This is a genomic window from Enterocloster sp. 210928-DFI.2.20, assembly GCF_020554465.1.
Classification (GTDB): domain Bacteria; phylum Bacillota; class Clostridia; order Lachnospirales; family Lachnospiraceae; genus Enterocloster; species Enterocloster bolteae.
The window spans coordinates 18,722-41,170 of the sequence record NZ_JAJCHK010000008.1; the positions used below are offsets into that span (position 1 = coordinate 18,722).

At 51.1% G+C, this 22,449-nt stretch carries 18 protein-coding genes; 4 read left to right on the top strand and 14 right to left on the bottom strand.

Annotation, left to right across the window (positions count from 1 at the left end; all coding sequences use genetic code 11):
• Nucleotides 1-118: 118 nt before the first annotated feature.
• From LI015_RS09515 to LI015_RS09560, 10 genes are all read right to left on the bottom strand, one after another.
• Nucleotides 119-1,828, bottom strand: coding sequence for an ABC transporter permease (locus LI015_RS09515; RefSeq protein ID WP_002569907.1), 1,710 nt, complete (start codon nucleotides 1,826-1,828; stop codon nucleotides 119-121).
• A gap of 195 nt (nucleotides 1,829-2,023) precedes the next feature.
• Nucleotides 2,024-3,226 carry an ABC transporter substrate-binding protein gene (locus LI015_RS09520; protein ID WP_227124701.1) on the bottom strand — a complete coding sequence of 401 codons (1,203 nt, stop codon included), beginning with the start codon at nucleotides 3,224-3,226 and terminating at the stop codon, nucleotides 2,024-2,026.
• A 139-nt stretch (nucleotides 3,227-3,365) separates the two neighbouring features.
• A complete protein-coding gene (locus LI015_RS09525) occupies nucleotides 3,366-7,202 on the bottom strand; it encodes an ATP-binding protein (protein WP_227124703.1) in 3,837 nt (1,278 codons plus the stop codon).
• Between the two features lie 146 nt (nucleotides 7,203-7,348).
• On the bottom strand, nucleotides 7,349-8,569 hold the full coding sequence (locus LI015_RS09530) for a sensor histidine kinase (protein ID WP_002569910.1): 1,221 nt from the start codon (nucleotides 8,567-8,569) through the stop codon (nucleotides 7,349-7,351).
• Nucleotides 8,569-9,255: a response regulator transcription factor gene (locus LI015_RS09535; RefSeq protein ID WP_002569911.1), complete on the bottom strand. Its 687-nt coding sequence runs from the start codon at nucleotides 9,253-9,255 to the stop codon at nucleotides 8,569-8,571. The genes LI015_RS09530 and LI015_RS09535 overlap by 1 nt, the downstream gene beginning before the upstream one ends.
• Before the next feature lie 124 nt (nucleotides 9,256-9,379).
• Complete coding sequence (locus LI015_RS09540) at nucleotides 9,380-10,423, bottom strand: ABC transporter permease (protein ID WP_002571942.1); 1,044 nt, start codon at nucleotides 10,421-10,423, stop codon at nucleotides 9,380-9,382.
• Nucleotides 10,362-11,375 (bottom strand): ABC transporter ATP-binding protein, encoded by a 1,014-nt coding sequence (locus LI015_RS09545; protein ID WP_002571941.1) that lies wholly within the window; start codon nucleotides 11,373-11,375, stop codon nucleotides 10,362-10,364. The genes LI015_RS09540 and LI015_RS09545 overlap by 62 nt, the downstream gene beginning before the upstream one ends.
• 36 nt (nucleotides 11,376-11,411) lie before the next feature.
• Nucleotides 11,412-12,620, bottom strand: coding sequence for a COG1470 family protein (locus LI015_RS09550; RefSeq protein ID WP_002569914.1), 1,209 nt, complete (start codon nucleotides 12,618-12,620; stop codon nucleotides 11,412-11,414).
• 254 nt (nucleotides 12,621-12,874) lie between these two features.
• Nucleotides 12,875-14,254 (bottom strand): 8-oxoguanine deaminase, encoded by a 1,380-nt coding sequence (locus LI015_RS09555; RefSeq protein WP_227124707.1) that lies wholly within the window; start codon nucleotides 14,252-14,254, stop codon nucleotides 12,875-12,877.
• A 291-nt stretch (nucleotides 14,255-14,545) separates the two neighbouring features.
• On the bottom strand, nucleotides 14,546-15,100 hold the full coding sequence (locus LI015_RS09560; RefSeq protein ID WP_002569916.1) for a TetR/AcrR family transcriptional regulator: 555 nt from the start codon (nucleotides 15,098-15,100) through the stop codon (nucleotides 14,546-14,548).
• Between the two features lie 126 nt (nucleotides 15,101-15,226).
• On the opposite strand from LI015_RS09560, the gene LI015_RS09565 reads away from it, so the two are divergent.
• The 3 genes from LI015_RS09565 to arr all read left to right on the top strand — a co-directional run bounded on the left by LI015_RS09565 (nucleotide 15,227) and on the right by arr (nucleotide 17,080).
• A complete protein-coding gene (locus LI015_RS09565; RefSeq protein WP_227124709.1) occupies nucleotides 15,227-15,598 on the top strand; it encodes a hypothetical protein in 372 nt (123 codons plus the stop codon).
• Nucleotides 15,599-15,701: 103 nt separating this feature from the next.
• Nucleotides 15,702-15,935, top strand: coding sequence for a hypothetical protein (locus LI015_RS09570; RefSeq protein WP_227124711.1), 234 nt, complete (start codon nucleotides 15,702-15,704; stop codon nucleotides 15,933-15,935).
• 731 nt (nucleotides 15,936-16,666) lie between these two features.
• Complete coding sequence (gene arr, locus LI015_RS09575) at nucleotides 16,667-17,080, top strand: NAD(+)--rifampin ADP-ribosyltransferase (RefSeq protein WP_117626533.1); 414 nt, start codon at nucleotides 16,667-16,669, stop codon at nucleotides 17,078-17,080.
• Nucleotides 17,081-17,197: 117 nt separating this feature from the next.
• Here arr and LI015_RS09580 read toward each other — a convergent pair whose 3' ends face one another.
• Genes LI015_RS09580 through LI015_RS09590 form a run of 3 tightly spaced genes read right to left on the bottom strand, consistent with a single transcriptional unit; the run spans nucleotide 17,198 to nucleotide 20,071 of the window.
• Complete coding sequence (locus tag LI015_RS09580; RefSeq protein ID WP_002569920.1) at nucleotides 17,198-18,487, bottom strand: TRAP transporter large permease; 1,290 nt, start codon at nucleotides 18,485-18,487, stop codon at nucleotides 17,198-17,200.
• The gene (locus LI015_RS09585; RefSeq protein WP_002569921.1) at nucleotides 18,487-18,969 is read right to left on the bottom strand and encodes a TRAP transporter small permease; all 483 of its coding nucleotides are present in this window, start codon (nucleotides 18,967-18,969) and stop codon (nucleotides 18,487-18,489) included. The genes LI015_RS09580 and LI015_RS09585 overlap by 1 nt, the downstream gene beginning before the upstream one ends.
• Before the next feature lie 40 nt (nucleotides 18,970-19,009).
• Entirely contained in the window at nucleotides 19,010-20,071 is a 1,062-nt protein-coding gene (locus LI015_RS09590) for a C4-dicarboxylate TRAP transporter substrate-binding protein (RefSeq protein ID WP_002571933.1), read from the bottom strand.
• A gap of 277 nt (nucleotides 20,072-20,348) precedes the next feature.
• On the opposite strand from LI015_RS09590, the gene LI015_RS09595 reads away from it, so the two are divergent.
• Nucleotides 20,349-21,359: a LacI family DNA-binding transcriptional regulator gene (locus tag LI015_RS09595; RefSeq protein WP_119205266.1), complete on the top strand. Its 1,011-nt coding sequence runs from the start codon at nucleotides 20,349-20,351 to the stop codon at nucleotides 21,357-21,359.
• Here LI015_RS09595 and LI015_RS09600 read toward each other — a convergent pair.
• Entirely contained in the window at nucleotides 21,356-22,441 is a 1,086-nt protein-coding gene (locus tag LI015_RS09600; protein WP_002571932.1) for a class I mannose-6-phosphate isomerase, read from the bottom strand. The genes LI015_RS09595 and LI015_RS09600 overlap by 4 nt on opposite strands.
• Nucleotides 22,442-22,449 lie beyond the last annotated feature (8 nt).

The following is a 22,449-nucleotide window of genomic DNA, read 5'->3' on the forward strand; positions in this document are numbered from 1 at the left end:
CTTTCCTCCTTGCTATGAGCACTTGGCGTCTGTCTTTTAGACGCTTACGTGCGATGCATGCCACTGGCGCTTTGCGGGCGTCCTTTGGCCGCTTAGCGCAGCGTCCCGCTATGAGCGCTTAATTCTCCTGCTTTATCTTCCTGCTGACTCCAAAGAACTTCATCAGTGTATTCATGATAAGCACCGCGCCGTAGGTTATGATAATCAGAACGGTTGCATAGGCGCATGCCACGCCGTAATTTCCCTTCTCGGCCTGCTCATTGATCTGGCAGGTGATGAGCAGGAAATCAGGCGTTACCAGAAGAATGATGGCGGAAATTGCCGTGATGCTCCGCACAAAGGCAGTCACCAGTCCGCTGAAAAAGGAATCCTTAATCAGGGGAAGGGTTACGGTCATAAACACCTTGGCAGAGTTAGCGCCCATATCGTAGGCTGATTCCTCGATGGACTTGTCTATCTGGCGCAGGGCTGAGATACCGCTCCTGGTGCCGGTGGGAAGGCTTCGCACAATGAATACGATAATCAGGATCAGGCCGGTGCCGTAAAGGCCGCTCATGACGCCGGTCCTGAACAGACCGTTGGCATAACCCCTGATATATCCGATACCCAGCACGGTGCCGGGAACCGCCATGGCCAGCATGGATACAAATTCGATGAACCCTTTGGCCTTAAACCGTTTCTTTACCACCAGGTAAGAGATGACCATGGACAGGAAAGCTGTCAGGGGAGCCGCAATCAGGGACAGGACAAAGGAGTCCTTAAAGGCCTTAAGTCCGCTGGTCTTAAACATATATTGGAACCATTTAAGGCTCAGGCTGTAATCCCTGCCCCAGAGGGTGAACAGCGCGCCAAAGGGCACCATAATGTACATCAGCATGACAAAGGCTGACACGGCGCCGCAGAAAAAGGTCAGGGGAACCGTAACGCTCTTATCCTCTATGAGCATCCTCATACGGGAAGCTTTTCCCGTAAGGGTGGCTGCGGTTTTCTTCTCAAGGTAATACTTCTGGATCAGGAACAGGACCACGGTCAGGGATAAAAGCACCACGGACATGGCAGCGGCTCCGGTGGAGTCATAGGCCCCTGTTACCTGCAGGTAAATGGTGGTAGCCAATGTGTCGTAGGAACCTCCAATCAGCATGGGGTTGGCAAAATCCGCCACAGACTCGATAAAGGTTACCAGGAATGCATTGCCCAGTCCGGGAAGGAGAAGGGGGAATGTGACGCTGGTAAACACCTTCCACCGGGAGGCTCCCATGTCCCTGGTTGCCTCCTCCAGGGAGGGGTCGATATTCTTAAGGAGTCCCTTAAGCATCAGATAGCATACAGGGAAAAAGGTCAGTGTCTGCACAATGGCGATTCCCTTAAGCCCATATACATTGGAATCATAGATTCCCAAAAGGGAGCGGGTGATGATGCCGCTTCGTCCGAACAGCATAATCATGGACAGAGACAGCACAAAAGGAGGAGAAACAACGGGAAGCATGGAAACCATGGCAAACAGCTTCTCAAGCACCTTTGTCTTAAGCTTTACATACACCTCCACATAGGCAAACAGCAGGCCGATGGCAGTGGATGCGATTCCCGTAATCATGCCTAACACCAGGGTGTTTTTGAAAGCCTTCTGGAACCGCTCCAGGCTCAGCACCCTCCCGAATACCTCCAGGGTAATCTTACCTTCCGAATAAAAGCTGTCTACCAGCAGCATCAGAAGGGGGTACAGGATAAACAATGCCAGGAATACCAGCAGTACCACAATCATACTCACCAGTATGGGGTCTGAAAAAAATTTCTTGCGCTCCAGCTCAGCGCTCTGTTTTCTGGCCACAATGAGGCCCCCTTTCCCGAGGAATTCTTTCCTCTTGATTTCTTTCCTCTCTGTTTCTTATGATCCCTTTTGCCGAACCAGGACCATAATGTAACAAATGCTGCGTAATGAATGATGTCAACCATTACGCAGCACCCGTTTGCAGACTTACACTACATTACGTTTCCAAGTGCCGGACACCGGCAGAAGCTCTGCCTATTCTGTCAAGAAACGGCTGGAGTCCGCGCTGTCGGAGGAGCTTCCAAGAGCTGCGAAGAAGTCCTCTACATACTTGGCACTGTTTTCCTTTGCATCCTCAAAATCATAGTCAATGGTATTGTTCATATCCAGACCAAATTTCGTAGCTTCCTCAGGCTGGGTGGCATTGCTTAATACCAGGAACTGATAGGATCCATTCTCCTTGGCGTGGTCCACACAGTCAGGAGACAGGGCGTATTCAATCCACAGCTTGGCTGCGTTTGGATGTGCGCATCCGTTGAAGATGGCGGTAGCGCCCACCTCAAAGGAGGTGCCGTCCTCAGGAACGATTAACTGGATATTGTCATAGCCCTGAAGAATCTGGTAAATGCCGTCATGAAGGAAACCGATTCCGATTACGCACTCGCCCGGGCCTACCATCTTGGATGGGCCGGAACCGGACTTGGTATACTGGGAAATGTTCTTGTCCAGGGCCTTGAAATATTCCATGGCCTCATCGTGTCCCTTCATCTGAACCATGGTGTTGATGAGCAGTTTTGCCGTGCCGGCCGTGTTGGGGTTGGACAGCATGATAAGTCCCTTGTACTCTTCCTTGGTAAGGTCATCCCATGTCTTGGGAGCTTCCAGGCCCAGACGGTCCAGTTCTTCCGTATTGACCATGAAGCCCAGGATTCCCTTATAGATACCATACCAGCAGTTGGTCGGATCCTTGTACTGGTCACCGATCAGGTTCTTGGCATTGATGGCATTGTACTCCATCAGAAGACCGTCAGCCACTGCCTCGTTATAGGGGTCTGTGGTTCCGCCGAACCATACGTCGGCAGACGGCTTGCCTGCTTCCTCGGATATCTTGGTATAAACCTCTGATGTGGAAAGTCTCTGGTATTTTGTCTTGATTCCGTACAGCTTCTCAAAATTCTGGCAGGCAGCAGACAGATATTCCTCCTCGCAGGAGCCGTATACCGTCAGTTCGCCTTCCGCCTTGGCTGCCTCGATGAGGGCGTCCATGTCCCCGCCCGCAGCCTCAGCTGCTGTGGTTTCTGCCGCTTCCTCCTTGCTCTCTTCCTTTGCAGCCTCCGAAGCTGCTGCCGTGGTGGTCTCAGGCGCGGCCGTGGTTTCCGCCGGCTTGCTGCCGCCTCCGCAGGCAGTAAGGCTTAAAGCCATGGAGCATGCCAACAAAAGTGCCAGTTTTTTCTTCATAATAATACCCTCCTTCTCATTTCTGATGATTTCATCATAGCAGAAAAGAAGGAGGGTAAAAACCGCTTTTTAAGTAATTTTGTCGTAATTTCTGAACATGCCTTCTGTTTTTTTATCTAATATCCACAACCTTATCCGTTTACAGACATGCATCCAGCATTCTCAGCAGTTCCTCCACACGAATGGGCTTGGACAGGTGGCCGTTCATGCCGCTGTCCAGGGACTTCCTGCTGTCCTGATCAAAGGCATTGGCTGTCATGGCGATAATGGGAATGGTTCTGGAATCCGGCCGCTCCATGGTGCGGATACGTCTGGTAGCCTCGATTCCGTCCATCACAGGCATGCGTATATCCATGAGCACCGCGTTATAATATCCCGGTTCATGATTTCCGAAGGCATCCAGGGCAGCCTGCCCATTTTCCGCTGTCTCCACCAGAAAGCCCTCCATCTCCAGAAGCGACTGTGCAATCTCCTGGTTTAACAGGTTATCCTCCACAACCAGCAAACGCTTGCCATGGAAATCATGGTGCTCCGGCTCTCTGCTGCGGGGCGTCTGCCCGTCCAGCTTTCCAATGGGCAGAGTCAGGGTAAAATAGAACTCCGATCCCTCTCCCAGGACGCTTCGTACTCCCAGCGTGCCTCCCATCATCTGGACCAGGCGGCTGGAAATAGCAAGCCCCAGCCCGGTTCCCCCGTATTTGACAGAAGTGTTTTTCTCCGCCTGCTCAAAGGCATTGAAAATGCTGTCCATAGCTTCTGAAGCAATGCCGATTCCCGTGTCCTTTACGGAAAATGTGAGACGCTGGCCGCCGGAGCTTCCTTCCTCCGGTGTGATGGAAAATATCACGTCCCCTCCCTCTCCTGTAAACTTGACGGCATTTCCGATAATATTAATCAGCACCTGTTCCAGCCGCAGGCGGTCCGTCACAAGAGCCAGTCCCTGACAGCATCTGTTTTCCACAATAAACCGCAGGCCCTTCTGCTCTGCCTGGGGCCGCATCATGCCCTCCAGGGATCTGACGAAATCCTCCATGTCCATGGACTGCACATTCAACTCCATCTTTCCGCTCTCAATGCGGGACATGTCCAGGATATCATTGATAAGGCTGATGAGATACTGGTTGGATGTCTCTAATTTATCCAGGCATTCCAGCACCCGGTCCCTGTCATCCACCACATTTCTGGCTATGGAGGTCATGCCCACTATGGCGTTAAGCGGCGTGCGTATCTCATGGCTCATCCGCGACAGGAAATCCGTCTTGGCCTGGCTTACGGCATCCGCCCTGGCTTTCATCACAAAGGACGGAATGATTTTGCTCAGCTCCTCCAAAAGCTTCCTCTGCTCGTCGTTCCAGCTGTATCCGTCCGTCTTCACCTCAAAGCTCAGAATGCCGGCAAACATGCCCTGGTTCCATATGGCTGCCTGGAGACAGCTCATGGACGACTCATCATAGACAGCGTGTCTGTTCAGGCCTGACGGGTCAAATTGACCGGGCCACTGCTCATACTGCTCCCTTGTAATGTAAAAGGTCTTATGCATCATCAGGTCTGTCTTATCCCTGGCCCACTGGTAGCTGAAGCGGCAGGTCAGATAATCACGGTCCACATCCAGAAGTGACACCCGGTCCAGGCCGAACGTCTTGCCCAGCCTGGCAAAGAGCAGCTGCACCGCGTCGTTTAAATTTCTTGCCTTTCCCAGAAGGTCCAGGGCAAAGGAGACCAGGTCCTCCCTCTGCTCGGTCAGGCCCTGCTCTATGGTATTGAGCTGGTGTTTCTCCGTATAAAGGTCCGTCAGCATCTCCCCCAGCTCGTTGGAGGTGTCCAGATAACAGGCCGCATTGCCCTGACAGTTTTCCTTCACATATTTAAGAGTGCTCTCCGCACACCGGTACAGGCCGCTGTACTCGTCCACCACCTCGGTGGCGCACATGCCGATGCTGACCGATATGCTGATGTCCTTGTCCGACTGAAGCAACAGCTCCCGGACCCTGGCCGCGACGCGGGGACCTGTCACCGTTGCCCCGGCCTTTCCCCTACCCTTTAACACCAGCATGAACTCGTCGCCGCCCATACGCACCCTTATATCATCCGGCTCCGTCTCAGCCCGCAGGATATCGGCCACCTCCTGGAGAACGGCATTGGCAAAGGCAACGCCTTCCTCCTGGTTGATGCGGGTAAAGTTATCCATGTCCAGAAGCATGAGGGCGCAGCGCTCTCCCAGGGGTTTTTGGGCCATATACTCCTGGGCTATCCTGGTCCCGGCCTCCCTGTTCCACAGTCCGGTCAGTAAATCCTTGGATTTGGCCTCCTCCAAAGCCATAGCCATGGTCTGTTCCTTTGTAATGTCCTCTATGATTCCCAGAACGGTTCCGTTCTGTCCGTTTTCTCCGTATTCCACCGCGGACATGGTCACCCTGCACCAGGAATCCTTGACAGTCAGAAACTGGGCGGAGGCAGTTCGTTTTCCGCTGTGGATGTCCTCGTACATCCGGATAAAATCCCTGCGGCCTCCAGGGACCACCATCTCCTGTGCAAAGCTGTCCGGCATATTCACATACCGGCTGCCGCACTGGTACCGGGCGCTGGTCCTGTCCGGAATGACGCAGGTCCGCCGGTCCGGGTAATAGTAAAACTCGCACAGGGATGTGTGCTCCAGAGCCATATTCAGTATGGCGCTGTTTGCCTCGGCCAGCTCCTTAAGCTGCTGGTTCTGGTGTTCGGTGCGCTTGCGGATGTCAATGTCCAGAAATACGCTCTGGGCAATCAGCTCCCCGTCCCCGTCCTCTACCATTTCCAGTTTTCCCAGTATCCAACAGGACGTTCCGTCTTTCTGGCGGACACGGTACTGGAAATTCATGCTGTCGCCTGCCTTTTCCAGATTGTCCAGCTGGTCCAGCTTCATCTGGTAATCCGCTTCGGCAATAAGCTCCTTCCATTGCCAGACTCCGTGGGACCAGAACTCCTCCGGCTCATATCCCAGAATCCGTATGCTCTCCCGGTTGGCATTCTTAAACACCACACGTTCCCGGTCCAGCGGCTTCCACTGCATGATGCCGCACAGAACCGACTGGAACAGCTGGTCGTACCGGCCGGCCTGGCGTTCCTTTTCCCGGTTCTCCTGTTTCAGCCGCTCCTCGGCCTCCGCCTCGGCGGAAATATCCCGGACCACGCTCAGGCAGATATCTCTTCCATCCTCTGCCTGGGCAAAATTCCCGGTCTCATATACATGGATATACCGGCCGTTCTTTTTCCGGATGCGGTAGCGCACCCCATAATCCCGGACTTTGCCAAAGGCGTCCCGGACCACCCCGTACACCCTTTCCCGGTCCTGGGGATGGATGCAGTTACCCACCATGCCCTGACTGTCCTGGCTGAACTCTTCATATGTATATCCCAGACAGTCCAGCATCCTGTCATTGACATAGTACAGCGGAAAGCCCGGTTCAAAGTAGGTGCCCAGCATACCTCCTGGGATAGTCTTCCCCAGCAGCTCCAGGGCGCTTCTGCCCATGCGGCGGGCATACTCCTCACTTACGGATTCCGCAAAGGAAAGGGGAAAGAATTCACCCTCCTCCTGAAAATCAGCGGGTACGGACGCGTGGATGGAAGACACTTTAAAACCTTCCGCTGTGCGGACACAGGTGGATGTAACGCGCACGCCCATGGCAAAGTTCTCGCCGTCGGGAAGTATGCGCACCACAGTAAGCCTGCCCTGCATGACGGCGCAGTCAGGGGTGAGGCTGTTCTCCCTTATATCCTCCCATATAAGCCGGTAGGCGTCCGGGTCCAGTGAAAACTCCTGTTCCAGTGCTTCAAGTACCTGTTCCTTTCCGCAGGAATACTCACCCTTGCCAGTGCCAATCCACTGTACATCATCCATCAGCCAGTCAAGCGTGGCTTCCACATTCCGGTTTACCATGTATTCCTTAAAAAAGGCCCTGGTGGTATTCTCCGCATCCCGCGGTTGTTTCCCCATCTTCCTAGTCCTCCCCTTAGACTGCAGCAGGCAGCCGTTTGCGTGTATTGTTTCAATATATAAAAACATTCTAACACATTCCTGTTAAAATAAAAAGGAGAATACCATTCCCCTTTTTAATACTGTCTTTTTAATACCACCCGCTTTTACCCCCTCTTCCTTTTCACTGTCACGTAAAAGCAGTTCATTCCGTCCTTATACTCCACTCCAATCCTGGCCCTGTGGCTTCTGGCTGTCTCTGCCGCTATGGCCAGTCCCAGGCCATAACCACTTGTGCTGCTTCTGGCGCTGTCGTCCCTGTAAAACCTCCTGAAAATCAATGTGCGCTTATCCTCAGGTATGGGTTCTCCCTGGCTGCACACCCACAGCCTGGCCCTGCTGCGGCCTGTCTTCTCCAGCCTTATCTGCGCCCGTCCCCTGGGTACGCAGTATTTAACCGCGTTGTCCATCAGGGCCTTAATCAGCTGCCCCATCCGGCAGGGGTTTCCCATCATCAGCACATCATCTTCTATGTCATACTCCAGAACCTTTTCCTCCTGGTAAAACACAGGTTCAAAGGTCAGTATCTTCTCCATAACCAGCTCGCTTAAGCTGAACCGGGTAAATTCTCCCTTCCCCGGTACATAGGAATCGTTCCTGGCCAGAAGCAGGAGACTTTCCACCAGGGCGCGCATTTCCCTGCACTCCTGGTTTACATGCTCCATCCACTTGTCCGCCTCTGCCGATATGCCTGCATACCGCTCCTGTAAAAGCTCTGCATTGGCCGTAATCACGGTCAGCGGCGTTTTTAGCTCATGGGAAGCATCCGCCACGAACTGCTTCTGCATGCGGACAGACTCCTCCACCGGCTTTACGGCCCACCGGGAAAAGAAATAGGACAGCGCGAAGAACCCAAGCCACACAGCCACACAGGCCATTCCGCCGTATTTCATGATCCCGTTTCTCAGTGAATCCTCATAGGTGGTATCTGCAAATGCGATCATATAACCGGCCGGCTGGCTGATTCTTAAATACCTCAGATGGTATGCGTCCAGTATTCCCATGTCCTCCTCCCCGTTCATGCCCAGGACAGCCATCTGCTCCAGGAATTCCGGTTCCCAGTAAGCACCATATCCTTCCTTCAGCGACACCACACCGTCCTCCCCCACCAGAACAGTGAAATACGGCATTCGTACCGGCGGCATGGCAGCAAATATCAGGGACTGTTCCTCCCCTGATACCACCCTGGACAGCGCCAGGCTCCCCTGGTCATTTACCCTGTGCTTCACCACAGAGGTCACTGCGCAGAAGGTTATTCCTATGACCGCTGTCACCACCAGCATATTGTAAATGATAAACTTAAGCCGAAGCCTGCCTATTTCCCTCATCACAGCACCTCCCTGCCGTCCTTTTCCACTATCCTGTATCCCAGCTTGCGTATGGTGACAATCATCACATCCGCCTTGAGGAAATCCAGCTTCTTTCTCAAAAAAGATATGTAAATCTCCACATTGTTCTCCACTGCCTCCGCGTCATTTCCCCATACTTTGGACAAAAGGGTGTCCTTGGAAACCACCATATCCCGGTTCACCATCAGAATACGCATGATGTCATATTCCTTTTTGCCCAGCTGTATGCTTTTGTGCGGCCCTCTTAAGGTGTAGTCTGCCTGGCTTAAGGATACATTTCCCAGGTTCAGGTTTTCGGGTATCATCTCCCCCCTGCGCCTTAAAATGGTCTTCATGACAGCCAGAAGCTCCTGCATGTCAAAGGGCTTGGTCAAATAATAATCAGCTCCGCTTTCCAGCCCCGTCACCCTGTCCTCCAGCTCGCTTTTCGCTGTCAGTATCAGTACCGGAACCTGGCATCCCATTTTTCTGGCCTCCCGCAACAGGGTGATTCCATCCATTCCGGGCAGCATCAGGTCCAGGACAGCTGCGTCATAGCCGCCGTCCTTTAACAGCCAGCAGCCGGTATTGCCGTCTCCGCAGATATCGCAGTCATACCAATGCTTTAATATGTCACGGATGGACTCAGCCAGCCGTCTGTTATCCTCCACAATCAAAACTCTCATCTATATCCACTCCCTGTGTTGCGCCATGTCTGAAAAATCCACCTGTATTCTCTCGCAATTCTGTATGAACTGCAAGAGAACAGAGGTGGATTTCACAGATAATTCACAAACCTGTACTGCTCTTTTACCTGCTGCGTATCTCCCTTCTCATAAAGCTGATGTAGGAAGCGGCGAACACCACGGCCGTCAGCGCCAGCAGGCCTGTCAGATGGGGCCATACCAGCAGGCAGCTCTGTCCCAGTGACAGATATCCGCTGATGGCGCCCGACAGCTGCTGGGGCAGGATGATATTGGTGGACCGCACCATGGGATTCATGATGGTGGAAACCGCCTCACTGTAAAGGTAATAAGGCGACAAGCGGTTCAGGCTCATCTGGCAGCTGTAATTATCCAGAATCTGCCCTGCCGATGCAGTCTGCCCCATGGGATACAGGGCATTGGCAACAATGCTCACCACCAGGGTCATAAACAGCGCGAAGAAGATCCACAGCGCAATCACAATCATAGCTGATGTGGCTGCATGGCGGCACAGCACGGAACAGAGGATAGACAGCGCCAGCCAGAAGCAGATATACACAGAGGTGAAAAACAGCAGCACCAGCACCCTTCCCGCTTCCTCGGCAGAAGGCGGCACCCCGGTGGCCAAAAGTCCCACAGAACCTGCGATGAGTCCCATGGAAAAGACCATGAGGAAGATGATTGTGGCGCCTGCCAGGAATTTCCCGTTTATAACTGCATCGCGGTAAATAGGCTGCGCCACCAGACGGTTAAGCGTCCCCTCGGATCGTTCGCTGTTGATGGCGTCAAATCCCAGGCTCAGCCCCACAAAAGGTCCCAGCAAAGCAATGAAAGAGGTAAAGGACGGGATGGAGCTTCCGCTTAAGGTGAACAGCTTCAGGAAAATGTAGCTGGAATCAGACGCAACCGCATCCGAAAGGCCGGTCAGCGCCCCGTATATGCTGGCGCAGCTGGTCAGCAGAATCAGTCCCAGCACAATCAGGAACCGTTTGCTGCGTATGTGGTCCGACATCTCCTTTCGGTATAAGGCCGCCATGCCGCCCATGCCATTACACGGTCTTATCTGTGCACCTTTGTCTGGCATATTATTACCGCTGTTCCCTGCCGAAAGAAAGGAATCCTTTATTTTTCTTTTGATTGAGACCACCATTTTTCTGCTCTCCTTTCTCAAAATATCTGCGGTAAATTTCATCCAGGTCATTTCCTCGCTGTCTTAAGTGGCGCAGGGTATAGCCTTTTTCCAGGGCCCTGCGGTTTAACTCCCTGCACAGGTCTGACCTGGAATGGACTACATAGAAATCGCCGGTCCGCTCCACCTGCTCCACATTGCCAAGGCTCCTTAGCAGTTCCTCGAATCCGCTGTCATCGGGAAAAGCAGCTGCCTCCAGGGCATAATGCCCTTCACGGCGCATCTGCCCTGCCAGCTCGTCAATCCTTCCGCAGGCAATGAGCCTGCCGTCCACAAACAGCCCCACCCGGTCGCAAATCTGCTGAATCTGATAAAGCTGGTGGGATGATATGAGAATGGTCCTTTTATCATCCTCCGCCAGGCTGCGTATCAGGGTCATCAGCTCCCGCATTCCTTCCGGGTCGATTCCCAGGGTGGGCTCATCCATGATAACCACCTTCGGGTCCTTCATCAGGACATCGGCAATTCCCAGACGCTGTCTCATTCCCCGTGAATAGGTTCCCGCCTTCTGGTCGGCTGCCTCCGTCATGCCCACCTTTTCCAGAAGCTCCTCCATCCGGCGGTCTGTCACATCACTGGGCAGTCCGTTTAGCTGCCCTGTAAACCGCAGGTTCTCCCGTCCTGTCATGTCGGAGTAAAACCCCACATTATCCGGCAGATACCCCACCATCCGCTTGACGTCGATGGCCTGTCTGGCGCAGTCCTTCCCGTCTATGTACGCACTGCCGCCCGTGGGCTCGGTCAGCCCTAACAGCATAAGGGTGGTGGTGGTTTTTCCGGCTCCGTTTGGTCCCAGCAGCCCGAATATTTCCCCCCGCCGGATTTCCAGTGTCAAATCACAGACCGCTTCCTTCTCCCCGTAGGATTTGGACAGGTGTTCGGTCCGTATCATCATTTCTTCCTCATAATCCATAACAATGACCCCTTTCCAGCCAACTATCCATACAAGCTACCTTCTGCCGTATTTGCGGAACACATAGCCCAGGCCTCCGGCCGTACACAGGATGATGACAACTGCCACCACACCCCAGATTGTCGTGGTCTTAACCGATACCCTGAAATCAGCGTTTGACTGGGTCTGCTCGCAGGATGCCGTAAACGTGTTCACATAGTCCCCTGTGATTGCTTCCGAAGAAGGCTTTACATGGGCAATAACTTCTGTGGTGCTTCCTGCGGGAATGGACGGGATCATGTTGTTCTCCGTATTGTAGGTCACGGTCCAGCCGGTGGGCAGGGATGAGTTAAGCGTCACATTCTCCAGATCCACGTTGCCTGTATTGGTAATGTTAAGCGTCACATCCGAGGACCGGCCCGCATAGGCGTCAAAGCTCAGGCGGCCGTCCGGGGTGGATACCTTAAGGCCGTAGCTGCCTGTAATAACCACCTTCAGGCTGGTGTCAAGGGTCTCCTCCGCCGATACAGCGCTGCAGGATATGTCATATTCCCCTGCCGCAACCCCCTCAGGCGGCGTCACCGACACTGTCATACCCTTGCTGGCGCCGGACTCCACCTCCAGGGCAGCCACCTTGGCTGTCTCACCGGTGGGGGTAAAGCTTACACCCCAGCCGGAGGGTGCATTGGATGATAAGCTGTAGGACTGCGTCTTAAGTCCATTGTTAATCAGTGTGGTGCTGAAAGAGAAACTGGTCCCCGTGGTTCCCTCCTGCTGGGGGTATTCCGAGGTAAAGCTTCCCTTTCCCGCATTCATCTCATTTACCATAAACGAGACGGGCAGACTGGCTGTGAGACCCCCGCCCGCAGACGCCTTTACCTCCACCGTGTAAGTCCCCTCTGTCAGCTCCTTTGGAACCGTCACATGCAGGGTCACCTGGGCTCCCTCTTCTCCGTTCTTTACATGGACGCGGCTCACCTGATAGCTGCCGCCCTGGAGATATCCCTCCCATCCCTCAGGCATGGCAGTGATCTCCAAATCCGCATTCAGACTGGCCCCTGTGTAGTTCTCCAGTGTGACAGGAATATTCAGGCTGTCTCCCGGCTTTACCGATATTCCCGGATAGTCCGTATTCAGGTCCAGACCGCCGGCTCCGTAAACCGTATGCGTACCCATGAATACCAGGAATACGGCCGCCATAAGGACGGCCAGAACCCCAAACCGCTTACCTGTTCCATCCCTTCTGATTACCATTGCTTCCTCCATAATTTCCTCCTTTTGCCCAATGGGGCATCTGTATTTTCTACCAGTTATCATAACGTTGAAACCTTTAGCCAACCTTTAATAAGTTTGAAAATACTGTGAAAAAACAGGAGAAGCAGAATCCTTGCCGGTACGCAAAAAAAGGAGCCGCGCGGTTTAATAAACGCAGCTCCTTATGTACAGCCTGTCAATCCGTCTCCATTGCCGTCTCTCTGTTTCATTCAGACGGCTTCACTAAACGCCTGCCTCCCTGCCGCCTACAGCAGTACAGAACATGACGAACGCCCCATATATTCTTTTACCGCCAGGTTGGCTTTTTCCACGGTCCGCTCCTCGTCCACGCGGACCAGCCTTCCCTCCTTTACAACGATTTCCCCGTTCACCACCGTGTAATCCACACTGCCCTTAAGCCCTACGGTACACAGCATGGATTTGGGGTCAAACTGGGCGCCGGTCAGTTCCATCCGGTTCATGTCCACCAGGAAAAAGTCTGCCGCCATTCCCACTGCTATCTGTCCCAGGTCATCCCTTCCCAGCACGCGGGCGCTTCCCCTGGTCGCTATCTTCAGGATGTCATAAGCAGACGGCGCCTGCCGGCTCCACCAGAGCCGGTGAAGCAGATAGGCCACCCGCATCTCCTCCAGAAGGTTGGAGCCGTCATTGCTGGCAGAACCGTCCACAGCCAGCCCCAGGGGCACTCCAAGCTCCAGCATCTTAGGCACCAGCGCAACGCCGGAAGATAACTTCATGTTGGATATAGGGCAATGTGCTACCCCGGTCCCGGTCTCAGCCAGCCGTTTCAGTTCATCCTCAGTGAAATGGATTCCATGGGCAAACCACACATCCTCCCCCATCCATCCCAGGCTCTCCATATACTCCAGGGGCCGCATCCCGAAACGCTCCGTTGTGAACCGCTCCTCGTCCTTTGTCTCAGCCAGATGGGTGTGGAGCCTGACTCCCAGCTCTCTGGCCAGCTGTGCCGATTCCTTTAAAAGCGTCCCAGTCACACTGAAAGGGGAGCAGGGCGCCAACGCCACCTGGTGCATGGAATACCTGCTTTTGTCGTGAAATTTCTTCACGGCCCGTTCTGAATCCTTCAGAATCTGGTCCACGGTCTGCACCACGCTGTCCGGAGGCAGCCCGCCGTCCTTCACGCTCAAATCCATACTCCCTCTGGTGGCATGGAAACGGATTCCCAGGGCATCCGCTGCCCCGAACTGGGCGTCCAGCAGCCCGTCCCCGGCTGACCCGGGAAACACATAGTGGTGGTCCAGACAGGTGGTGCAGCCTGTTTTCAACAGCTCTCCCATGCCTGTAAGCGCACTGTAACAGACCACGTCCTCATCCACGTGCTTCCATATCTCATATAATGTTTTCAGCCATGGAAATAACTCCATGTTCTGTACCTGCGGTAAATTGCGGCTGAACGTCTGATATAAATGATGGTGTGTATTGATAAGTCCGGGATACATCACCATATTAGATGCGTCAATCACATCCTCCGCTGTTCCTGCTTCCTGTCCGATTCCGGCAATGACTCCGTCCCGGATGAACACATCCACACCGTCAAGCAGTCTGTCATCCCCGTCACATGTAACAAGATGCTTAACGTTCTTTACGAGTAAGGTTCCTTTCATGATTACCTCCTGATGTAAATTCATAAACAATCTTTGCTTCATAGACTATATGACTGGTATACTGCCGGCGGCACGGGTGTCCACGATGCATCCATACGGATTCAGTATCCGTGATACTAAACGTATGCCCGTGGTCCCAGCTATGTTTTAAACAGCGATATAGATATGATTTTTTCAAAGAACAATTGATACTCTAACAATATAACAGTCATTTAAAAGGAAATCAATATCTAATGCGGCCAATCTTCCTGCAGATATTTTATGCACATCCAACAATGCAGGCGGATGATGTCAGAGTGTGTCTGAACATTCTTTCCCGCTATCCGCACGCCCCTGATATTCGCTTTTTATGATTTCATACATATCTTCCGGGCTTTCTTTGCAGCCGTTTTGAAGCCATAATTTGATAATTTTTGTGATTCCGCTTTTAAAAAATTCCATGTGATATTCAATAAAACGATTCTCAAAATGCTGCCGTGCAAGGTTAATATCGTAAGTAATAATCTTATAGCTGTCGTCATACCCCAGTTTGAAATAGGTCTTATAGAATATCTGGTTATCCTTTATGTGGCGGAACAATTTAAGATAATCGTTACTGTTGAATCCCCGGGTGATTTCATTTTGGTACAAGTCAGATAAGTTATGTTCCAGCTTGTCCCGTATAGAGTCAGCCAATCCGTAAATATCCGTATAATTTGCATAAAAAGTCGTGCGGTTTAATCCGGCCAGCTTACAAATATCCGATACACTGATTTCATTTAGCTCGTTAGTCTGAAGCAAACTGATAAAAACCTTTTCAATCCGTTCAATGGACTCTTTCTTCCGTTTGTTATTGGGTGTATTCATAAAATCCCCTTTATCTCAACACTTGTCCCGTTATTGGTGATTGTTTTTTGTTTTATAAATGCATTATACTATATCCAGATTAAACCAACAAGCGTTGATTTAATAAAAATAAAGGAGGTACTTTACATGAAAAAAAGTAGTTTTGCCGCAATGATATCAGGAACCGTAAGCGGGGTGCTTTTCGCTCTCGGCATGTGTATGGCTCTTATCCCGGAGTGGGGGGCTTTCAAACCAGGGCTTGCCTTAGGAAGTGCTGGTCTGGCGCTGGCTTTGATTACAGTGCTTATATGGAGAAGAATGGAGCATAAAGAGCCTGTCCGATTTTCAGGAAAGGTGATCTTGTCAATTGTGATAGGAATTGCCGGTACAATGGCGTTTGGAGTTGGGATGTGCTTTAGCATGATATGGGGTAAAATGACTGCCGGGATTGTAATTGGCCTTGCCGGGATTGTAATTCTGCTTTGCTTAATTCCACTGGCTATAGGCATAAAAGAATGAAATCAGGCCGGATAATTCCCCCGCTATTGCTCTTAATCATTTGTACTCTTAATTACTGCAGATTTGTATGGCCGAGAAATATGAAAAGAAAGGATAATAATTTATGGCAACATCAAAACTTGTAAAAACAAATGAAAAAATCGCTGAAGCACTTACGGAAGTTTTTTTCAACATTGAGCACAGTGTAGTAGACAGATACACCAAAATTGAAGATACCTTTGTAGAAACCTATCTTGCAAAAGAAGGCGAAACAACAGCCGAAGCCAAAGAACGGCTGCTGCAGGAACGGGCACAGCGGGAACGGGCACAGCGGGAACGGGCACAGCGGGAAGGCTGATGAACAGTGTGTTTAACGGCGTTTTCCAGTTTATGCTGTAAAATATTTACAGGTCATGTTCTGACCAAAATCCTGCCTGACTCCCATCCTGATTTCATAAAAACCTGTGGCACAATATAAGATTAGATGAAACAACTTGACAGATTCCTCATTAAAATTTAGAGTATAAAGAACAGGAATATACCCATCAGGGAATGATTGTTATTCTTAAAAAGAACAGCGGCAGCCAGGGCAACGTAATATACGCTTTGCGGTGTTCCACATTTATGACCACTTATTACATTTTTGTATGTATATTTCTTTCGTTATCTGAGTCTTATTAGCTCTAATTATTTATTCAAACAAGCCATCTAACCTTGGGGCACAATATGAGAATAGATAAAGGCACCAGACAGAACCCACATTAAAATTCAGAACATAAGAAACACGAATATCCGCCTTTGGCGGATAAGGCGGAGGACATACCAAACCTGGAGAAAGACTTAAACTGTTCTTATCCGGCAGAGCCAATGGAGGGGCTTTTTCTCAAAATCGTAATAGGACAATTAGAAAAAACAGAAAAGAATCCTAACGATTACTTATGGCATAGCTTTTGATTCCTAATCCGCAATCGTGACCGGGCTGTGGCTGGCTCTGCCGATTTTAAGGATATTCCGAATAGTAAACGCATTTTGCAGCGCTGCGGTTTTGTTGAACGCTTGAAAATAATTTATATTTTGAGGAGGTTTTGCATGAGCAATTCAGTTATATTTAGTCCCGGCACGTTTTTTCATGGAACCAAAGCGGATTTAAGCGTGGGGGATCTGTTGGTGCCTGGGTATTTATCTAATTATGATGAAAACAGGGCTGCCAACTATGTTTATTTTACAGGGACCTTGGACGCTGCCATCTGGGGAGCAGAGCTGGCTTCGGGAGATGGAAAGCAGCGGATTTTTGTTGTGGAGCCAACGGGAGAATTTGAAGACGACCCAAATGTAACGGATAAGAAATTTCCCGGGAACCCGACAAAGTCATACCGAACAACCCAGCCGTTAAAAATTGTTGCTGAAGCTATGGGATGGAAAGGACATTCACCGGAAGTATTGCAGGGTATGCGCGATCATTTGAAACAGTTAGATGAGATGGGAATTAAAGCTGTCGAATAAAATATTATCCTTGGACCGGTTTATGGGTCTGTCCCAGATTTAAAAAATAATCATCCTAAAAGCCCGGCAAGGCCTGCCCCTTAGAGGCAGCCCTTGCCGGGCTTTATAAAAATCAGATTACATACTTGTACCATAAATCATATTTGGCAGGAACAGCACCAGATCCGGGAAGAATACGCAGATAGCCAGCGTGGCCATAATAGCTATGAACAACGGCAGCGAATACTTCGTGGTCTCCTGCACCGAGCAGTCCATGATATTGGAACAGGTGTATAACGCAACTCCAACAGGAGGCGTGGAACAGCCCATGGTAACAATGGTCATCATGATGATGCCGAAGTGAACCGGGTCAATTCCGTACTGTGTGATAATCGGAATCAGTATGGGGGTAACGATCAGGGTGATGACCGTTGTCTCCATGAACATACCAAACACAGTCAGCATAATTAAAATCAGCAGCAGAAGCACATATTTATTGCTGGTCAGACCTACCAGCAAAGTGGTCAGGGTCTTTGGCAGCTGGTCAAATACAACGCCGTAGCTGAATATGCCGGAGAAGGCCAGAATCATGGTAATCACGGATAAATCCTTAACACTGTCCACGATACACTTCTTAAACTTCTCAAGGTTCAGTTCCTTATAAATGAAGATACCTACGAACAGTGCGTAGAATACGGCAAAGGCACCGGATTCCGACGGGGTCATGACACCGAAACGAATCAGCACAATCAGCAGGATTGGGAACATAAGCGCCCATATACTCTCAAAACAGGACTTGATGATAACCCCTGGAGGTGACGGCTTGTCATGGTCAGGCTGATATCCGTAGTGGCGCGCGGACCAGGATGTGGCAATCATCATGAAGATACACATAATGATGCCTGGAAGGAATCCGGCTACGAACAGGCGGCCAATGGAAACCTCACCCACAGTGCCGTACAGAATCAGGCCCATGGAAGGCGGAATCGTGGCTACAATCAGTCCTGACAGACAGTTGATTGCAGCGGCCCAGCCCGGCGCGTAGCCTCTCTTTGTCATCTCGGGCCCAAGGATACGGCATTCCATGGCTGCATCTGCAACTGCGGAACCGGATACGCCGCCCATCAGGGTTGAGAGAACCACGGAAACCTGTCCAATGGAACCGTACATATGGCCGGTCAGCACGTTTGCCAGCTTTACCAGACGTGATGTGATACCTGTGTTGTTCATCAGGTTGCCGGCAAAAATAAACAGCGGAATCGCGAGCATGGTAAAGGACTGGGTGGTGGACAGGGATTTCTGCACCAGAATCGTCCACGGAATCTCAGGCCTCATCAGGAAGAAGGAAAATCCGGACACTGCAATGGCAAAGGCCACCGGCATTCCGAGGAACAGGAGTATTAAGAAAAATCCAACAGCACTTAACATTAATTAACCCCCCATTCTTTCATTGGTTTCCTGATATCACCGAGCATCTTGCCAATCATGCTGAAAAACATCAGCAGGGAGCCCACCGGTACTGCCAGAGTACACCAGGCATAGCTCATCTTCAGGGTATTAAAGGTACGGTTCCAGCTCTGGGATACCAGCAGGAATCCGTAAACAATCAGTATCAATAAAAACAGCAGCATGAAAACGTCAAACACCAGCATCAGAGTCTTCTGGACCGCCTTGGGGAACCGGTTGGACAGCATGTCGATTCGAATCAGGCCGCCGCTCTTGATGATGATATCAGAGCCGATAAAGGTCAGCCATCCAAATGCCAGCAGCGAAACATCCTGAGCCCAGTTCACCGGCATTCCGATGGTTCTGGCCACTGCGGACCAGAACACCAGAACGGCAATCATGCATAACATTGCACCGGCCAGAAGCTCCTCTGTCTTTAAAATAACAGCAGAAATTTTTTTCATTTAAAAGCTTCCTTTCTGTATTGCGGAATGTACCTTGGAATTAGTTGGTCTTACCAATCTCCTTGTACAGTTTATCTCTCAGTTCAGCATAGCCAAGTTTCTCATATACAGGATCAACGGCTGCCTTAAATGGAGCAAGGTCAGGCTCTACGATGGTCATTCCTGCTTCAACCATTGCCTTCTCAGCCTCGTCAGCCTCTGTCATTACGTCAGCAGCTGTTTCCTGGCCAACCTCGATGGAGGTCTCAACCAGCAGTGTCTGCAAATCTTCCGGCAGGCTCTCAAACCAGCTCTGGCCGCAGATTAATCCCTGCATCAGCTGGAAGTGTCCTGTCTTGGACTGATATTTGCACACTTCATACAGTCTGGATGGATATGTAGATGTGTTCTGTGCCTCGCAGCCCTCCAGTGCCTTGGACTGGATTCCGTTGTAAACCTCGCCCCATGACATGGAAATAGGAGTAGCGCCCATGGCCTGGATGGTCTCGGTACATACTTCCTGTCCGATGGTACGGATTCTCATGCCCTTTAAGTCCTCTGGCGTGTTGATTGGCTTGTTTGTCATAAAATGACGCGGGCCGTCGTAGAATGTAAAGGACAGGATTTTAATTCCATGGTCCTTGGACAGGGAATCTGTCCAGCCCTTAAATGTATCGGTCTGTGTTATCTTATAGCACTCCTCGTAGTTATCTGCAAAGTAACCCATCATCAGAATGGAGAAATCCTTCACATACTGTCCCATACGGGAAGCATCTGTGTTAACTGCAACATTAGCGCCCTGGATGGCCTGCTCCAGTACATCCTCGTCACTGCCAAGCTGGCCGGACGGGAACACACTTACCTTCAGCCTGCCGCCTGATTTCTCATTTAACACATCAGCCAGCTTCTGGTAGTTCCTGGTAATCAGGGCCTGCTCTGTCTGGGAAGTTGAAATCTTTAACTCATATACCTTGTCATCGCCTGCAGCAGTCTCACTGCTGTCCCCTTCCTTTGCCTGGGTTGCAGCTGGCTGGGCATTTCCCATACCCGGCATGCCGTTACATGCCGTAACTGCCATCATTGCTGCGGTAAGAACACCTGCTAATAATACTCTCTTTTTCATTGTTATCCCCTTTCCTTACGTTGTCCAGCGTAACAGCTTTCGCTAAACGTTTACATATTTTCCTCATTTAGTATAAACGTTTACATATTTTCCATCAAGTAGTTTCTGCAAAAAAGTTTAACAGAATTTTAACGTTATTTTTATGCAATCTTCACAATTCGACTTATTTTTTAAAAGTTCCTGTTTTTTTTCTGCTTTCATTTTGACATTATTTCAAGAAACCTTTACAATAACTGTGTATACATTTTCAGTGAATCACAGGGAGGTGGACCGGAATATGGTAACAATCAAAGACGTGGCAAAAAGATGCGGCTATTCCGTCTGCACGGTTTCCCGCGCCCTTTCCGGCAAAGGATACTTAAAAGAAGAGACAAAACAGAAAATACTGGAAACAGTTGCGGAACTGGGATACCGGCCCAACACCCTGGCTGTCAACCTGAAGACCGGACGCCGCCAGGCTCTGGCTCTGGTCCTGCCTTCCCTGACTAATATCTACTACACCAAGCTGGAACAGTACCTGGAAGCCTGTGCAGCAGAAAAGGGCTATATCATTTACCTGAACAACACGGAATACAGCCTGGAAAAAGAAAAACAGATTTTAGAAAATTTAATCGGCATGGATATAGCCGGGGTCATCATTACCCCGGTCACCAGCCAGCATGACCATATCATGAACCTGGCAAAGTACGACATCCCTTATGTGTATTTAAACCGCTCCTTCGAGGATGATATGGAGCACTGCCTCCGTCTGGACAACAAAAAAGCCGCCTACGAAGCGGTTTCCTACATGATTAAGCTGGGGCATAAAAATATCGGCGGCATCTTCCAGAGCTTTGACAACCTCACCTACCGGGACCGCTATGACGGCATGGCCCAGGCCCTTAAGGAGCACGGGCTGGACTGCCGCCCCAGCCACATGCTCTTTGACATCAACCCGGAGGATATGGGGACCACTCCCGGCCGGATCCTGCAGCTGCTTCAAAAGCCCGACCGCCCTGAGGCGATCTTTGCCTGCAACGACATGACCGCCTTCAATATCTACCGGGCCTGTTACATCCTTGGGCTGCGGATTCCGGACCATTTGTCCGTATTTGGCTACGATGACTGTATCATGGCTAATTTTGTGACTCCGCCCCTGTCAACGGTCAGCATCCCTGTCCGCAAACTGGCAGGAACCGCCATTGACTTTATTCACGGTTATCTGGAATCCGGGGTCCGGGCAGAGCTTCCCATATTAAAAGCCTCCCTGATTATCCGCAATTCCGTACGCAACCTGAATCTGGATTAGAGCTTGTCCATATCCTTTCCCGGATACACCATCACTATCTGGACGCTGCCCTCAGGCCGTATTTGGTATGCTTTTACCCCGGCTGCAATCAGGAAGCTGTCTCCTGCCTTAAGGCGGATCACCTGTCCACTCTCTTCCATGGTGCAGCTTCCGGCACACACCACGCCCAGATTGAATTTCCGGTTATGCCCCACCAGTGCCGGCCCGTTCACCTCCAGTTTTTCCACAAAGAAGCAGGAGGTCAGCGTCCCGTCCACCAGCCGCACCCGCCGGAAGGCGTCTGTTTCCTCCAATACACGGGGCTCTATCCTGCATTTTTCCATGATTTCTTCTTTGGAATACTCTGTATAATCAAAAATATCCAGGCAAAAGTCCAGCCCCCGTCCCATAAACCGGCCGTCCTCCGGCACAACGATTCCCTCCCGCTCGAACTCACACCGCACCACCAAATCAGACGGCTCCATAATTTCCAGCATAGTGATTCCCTCGCCAATGGCATGAGGCATTCCGCCCGGAATATACCAGACCTCCCCCACCTGCACCGGGATCTTCTCAAAGCAGCCGTCCATCCGGGCCTTGTCCTGTTTCTCCACAATTTCCCTCCACCCATCTCTTCCGGGCGTATGCTGGAATCCCAGACGTATGTATGGGCTTATACCGTCCCTCACATGGAGAATATAGTAGCATTCAAGCTTTCCATAAGGCATTCCCATCACTTCATTGGCAAACTGGGTGGAAGGGTGGGCCTGTACATGAAGCCGCATGGCTGAATCCAGAATCTTAAGCAGGAAGCTGAGGCGCCAGCCCCCCTCCCTGCCGGCGGCGCCCAGGTAAAACTCCCGATCATCGTCTATTATGTCCCGCAGAAACCTGGGGCCGTCCTCGGTCTCCACCACAGCCATCCCTTCGTGTGCAATGGGTTCCATTCCCGGATTGGAGGCTTCCACCATGGAGCCCACCCATTCCTCCGGCATATTGTTGTCCTCCTGCCGGGCCTTTCCATGGAGCCGGTCAATTCCCGCACCCCCTGTGTAATTTCTCCGTACCCTGTTTTCGGGCAGTTTCATAAGTCCTGTTGCCATCGCGGCCT

Coding starts and splice junctions, on each gene's coding strand:
- LI015_RS09520 (WP_227124701.1), bottom strand. CDS start 3,226: ATGAAGAAAAAACTGGCACTTTTGTTGGCATGCTCCATGGCTTTAAGC.
- LI015_RS09525 (WP_227124703.1), bottom strand. CDS start 7,202: ATGGGGAAACAACCGCGGGATGCGGAGAATACCACCAGGGCCTTTTTT.
- LI015_RS09530 (WP_002569910.1), bottom strand. CDS start 8,569: ATGAGGGAAATAGGCAGGCTTCGGCTTAAGTTTATCATTTACAATATG.
- LI015_RS09535 (WP_002569911.1), bottom strand. CDS start 9,255: ATGAGAGTTTTGATTGTGGAGGATAACAGACGGCTGGCTGAGTCCATC.
- LI015_RS09540 (WP_002571942.1), bottom strand. CDS start 10,423: ATGGTGGTCTCAATCAAAAGAAAAATAAAGGATTCCTTTCTTTCGGCA.
- LI015_RS09545 (WP_002571941.1), bottom strand. CDS start 11,375: ATGGATTATGAGGAAGAAATGATGATACGGACCGAACACCTGTCCAAA.
- LI015_RS09550 (WP_002569914.1), bottom strand. CDS start 12,620: ATGGAGGAAGCAATGGTAATCAGAAGGGATGGAACAGGTAAGCGGTTT.
- LI015_RS09555 (WP_227124707.1), bottom strand. CDS start 14,254: ATGAAAGGAACCTTACTCGTAAAGAACGTTAAGCATCTTGTTACATGT.
- LI015_RS09560 (WP_002569916.1), bottom strand. CDS start 15,100: ATGAATACACCCAATAACAAACGGAAGAAAGAGTCCATTGAACGGATT.
- LI015_RS09565 (WP_227124709.1), top strand. CDS start 15,227: ATGAAAAAAAGTAGTTTTGCCGCAATGATATCAGGAACCGTAAGCGGG.
- LI015_RS09570 (WP_227124711.1), top strand. CDS start 15,702: ATGGCAACATCAAAACTTGTAAAAACAAATGAAAAAATCGCTGAAGCA.
- arr (WP_117626533.1), top strand. CDS start 16,667: ATGAGCAATTCAGTTATATTTAGTCCCGGCACGTTTTTTCATGGAACC.
- LI015_RS09580 (WP_002569920.1), bottom strand. CDS start 18,487: ATGTTAAGTGCTGTTGGATTTTTCTTAATACTCCTGTTCCTCGGAATG.
- LI015_RS09585 (WP_002569921.1), bottom strand. CDS start 18,969: ATGAAAAAAATTTCTGCTGTTATTTTAAAGACAGAGGAGCTTCTGGCC.
- LI015_RS09590 (WP_002571933.1), bottom strand. CDS start 20,071: ATGAAAAAGAGAGTATTATTAGCAGGTGTTCTTACCGCAGCAATGATG.
- LI015_RS09595 (WP_119205266.1), top strand. CDS start 20,349: ATGGTAACAATCAAAGACGTGGCAAAAAGATGCGGCTATTCCGTCTGC.
- LI015_RS09600 (WP_002571932.1), bottom strand. CDS start 22,441: ATGGCAACAGGACTTATGAAACTGCCCGAAAACAGGGTACGGAGAAAT.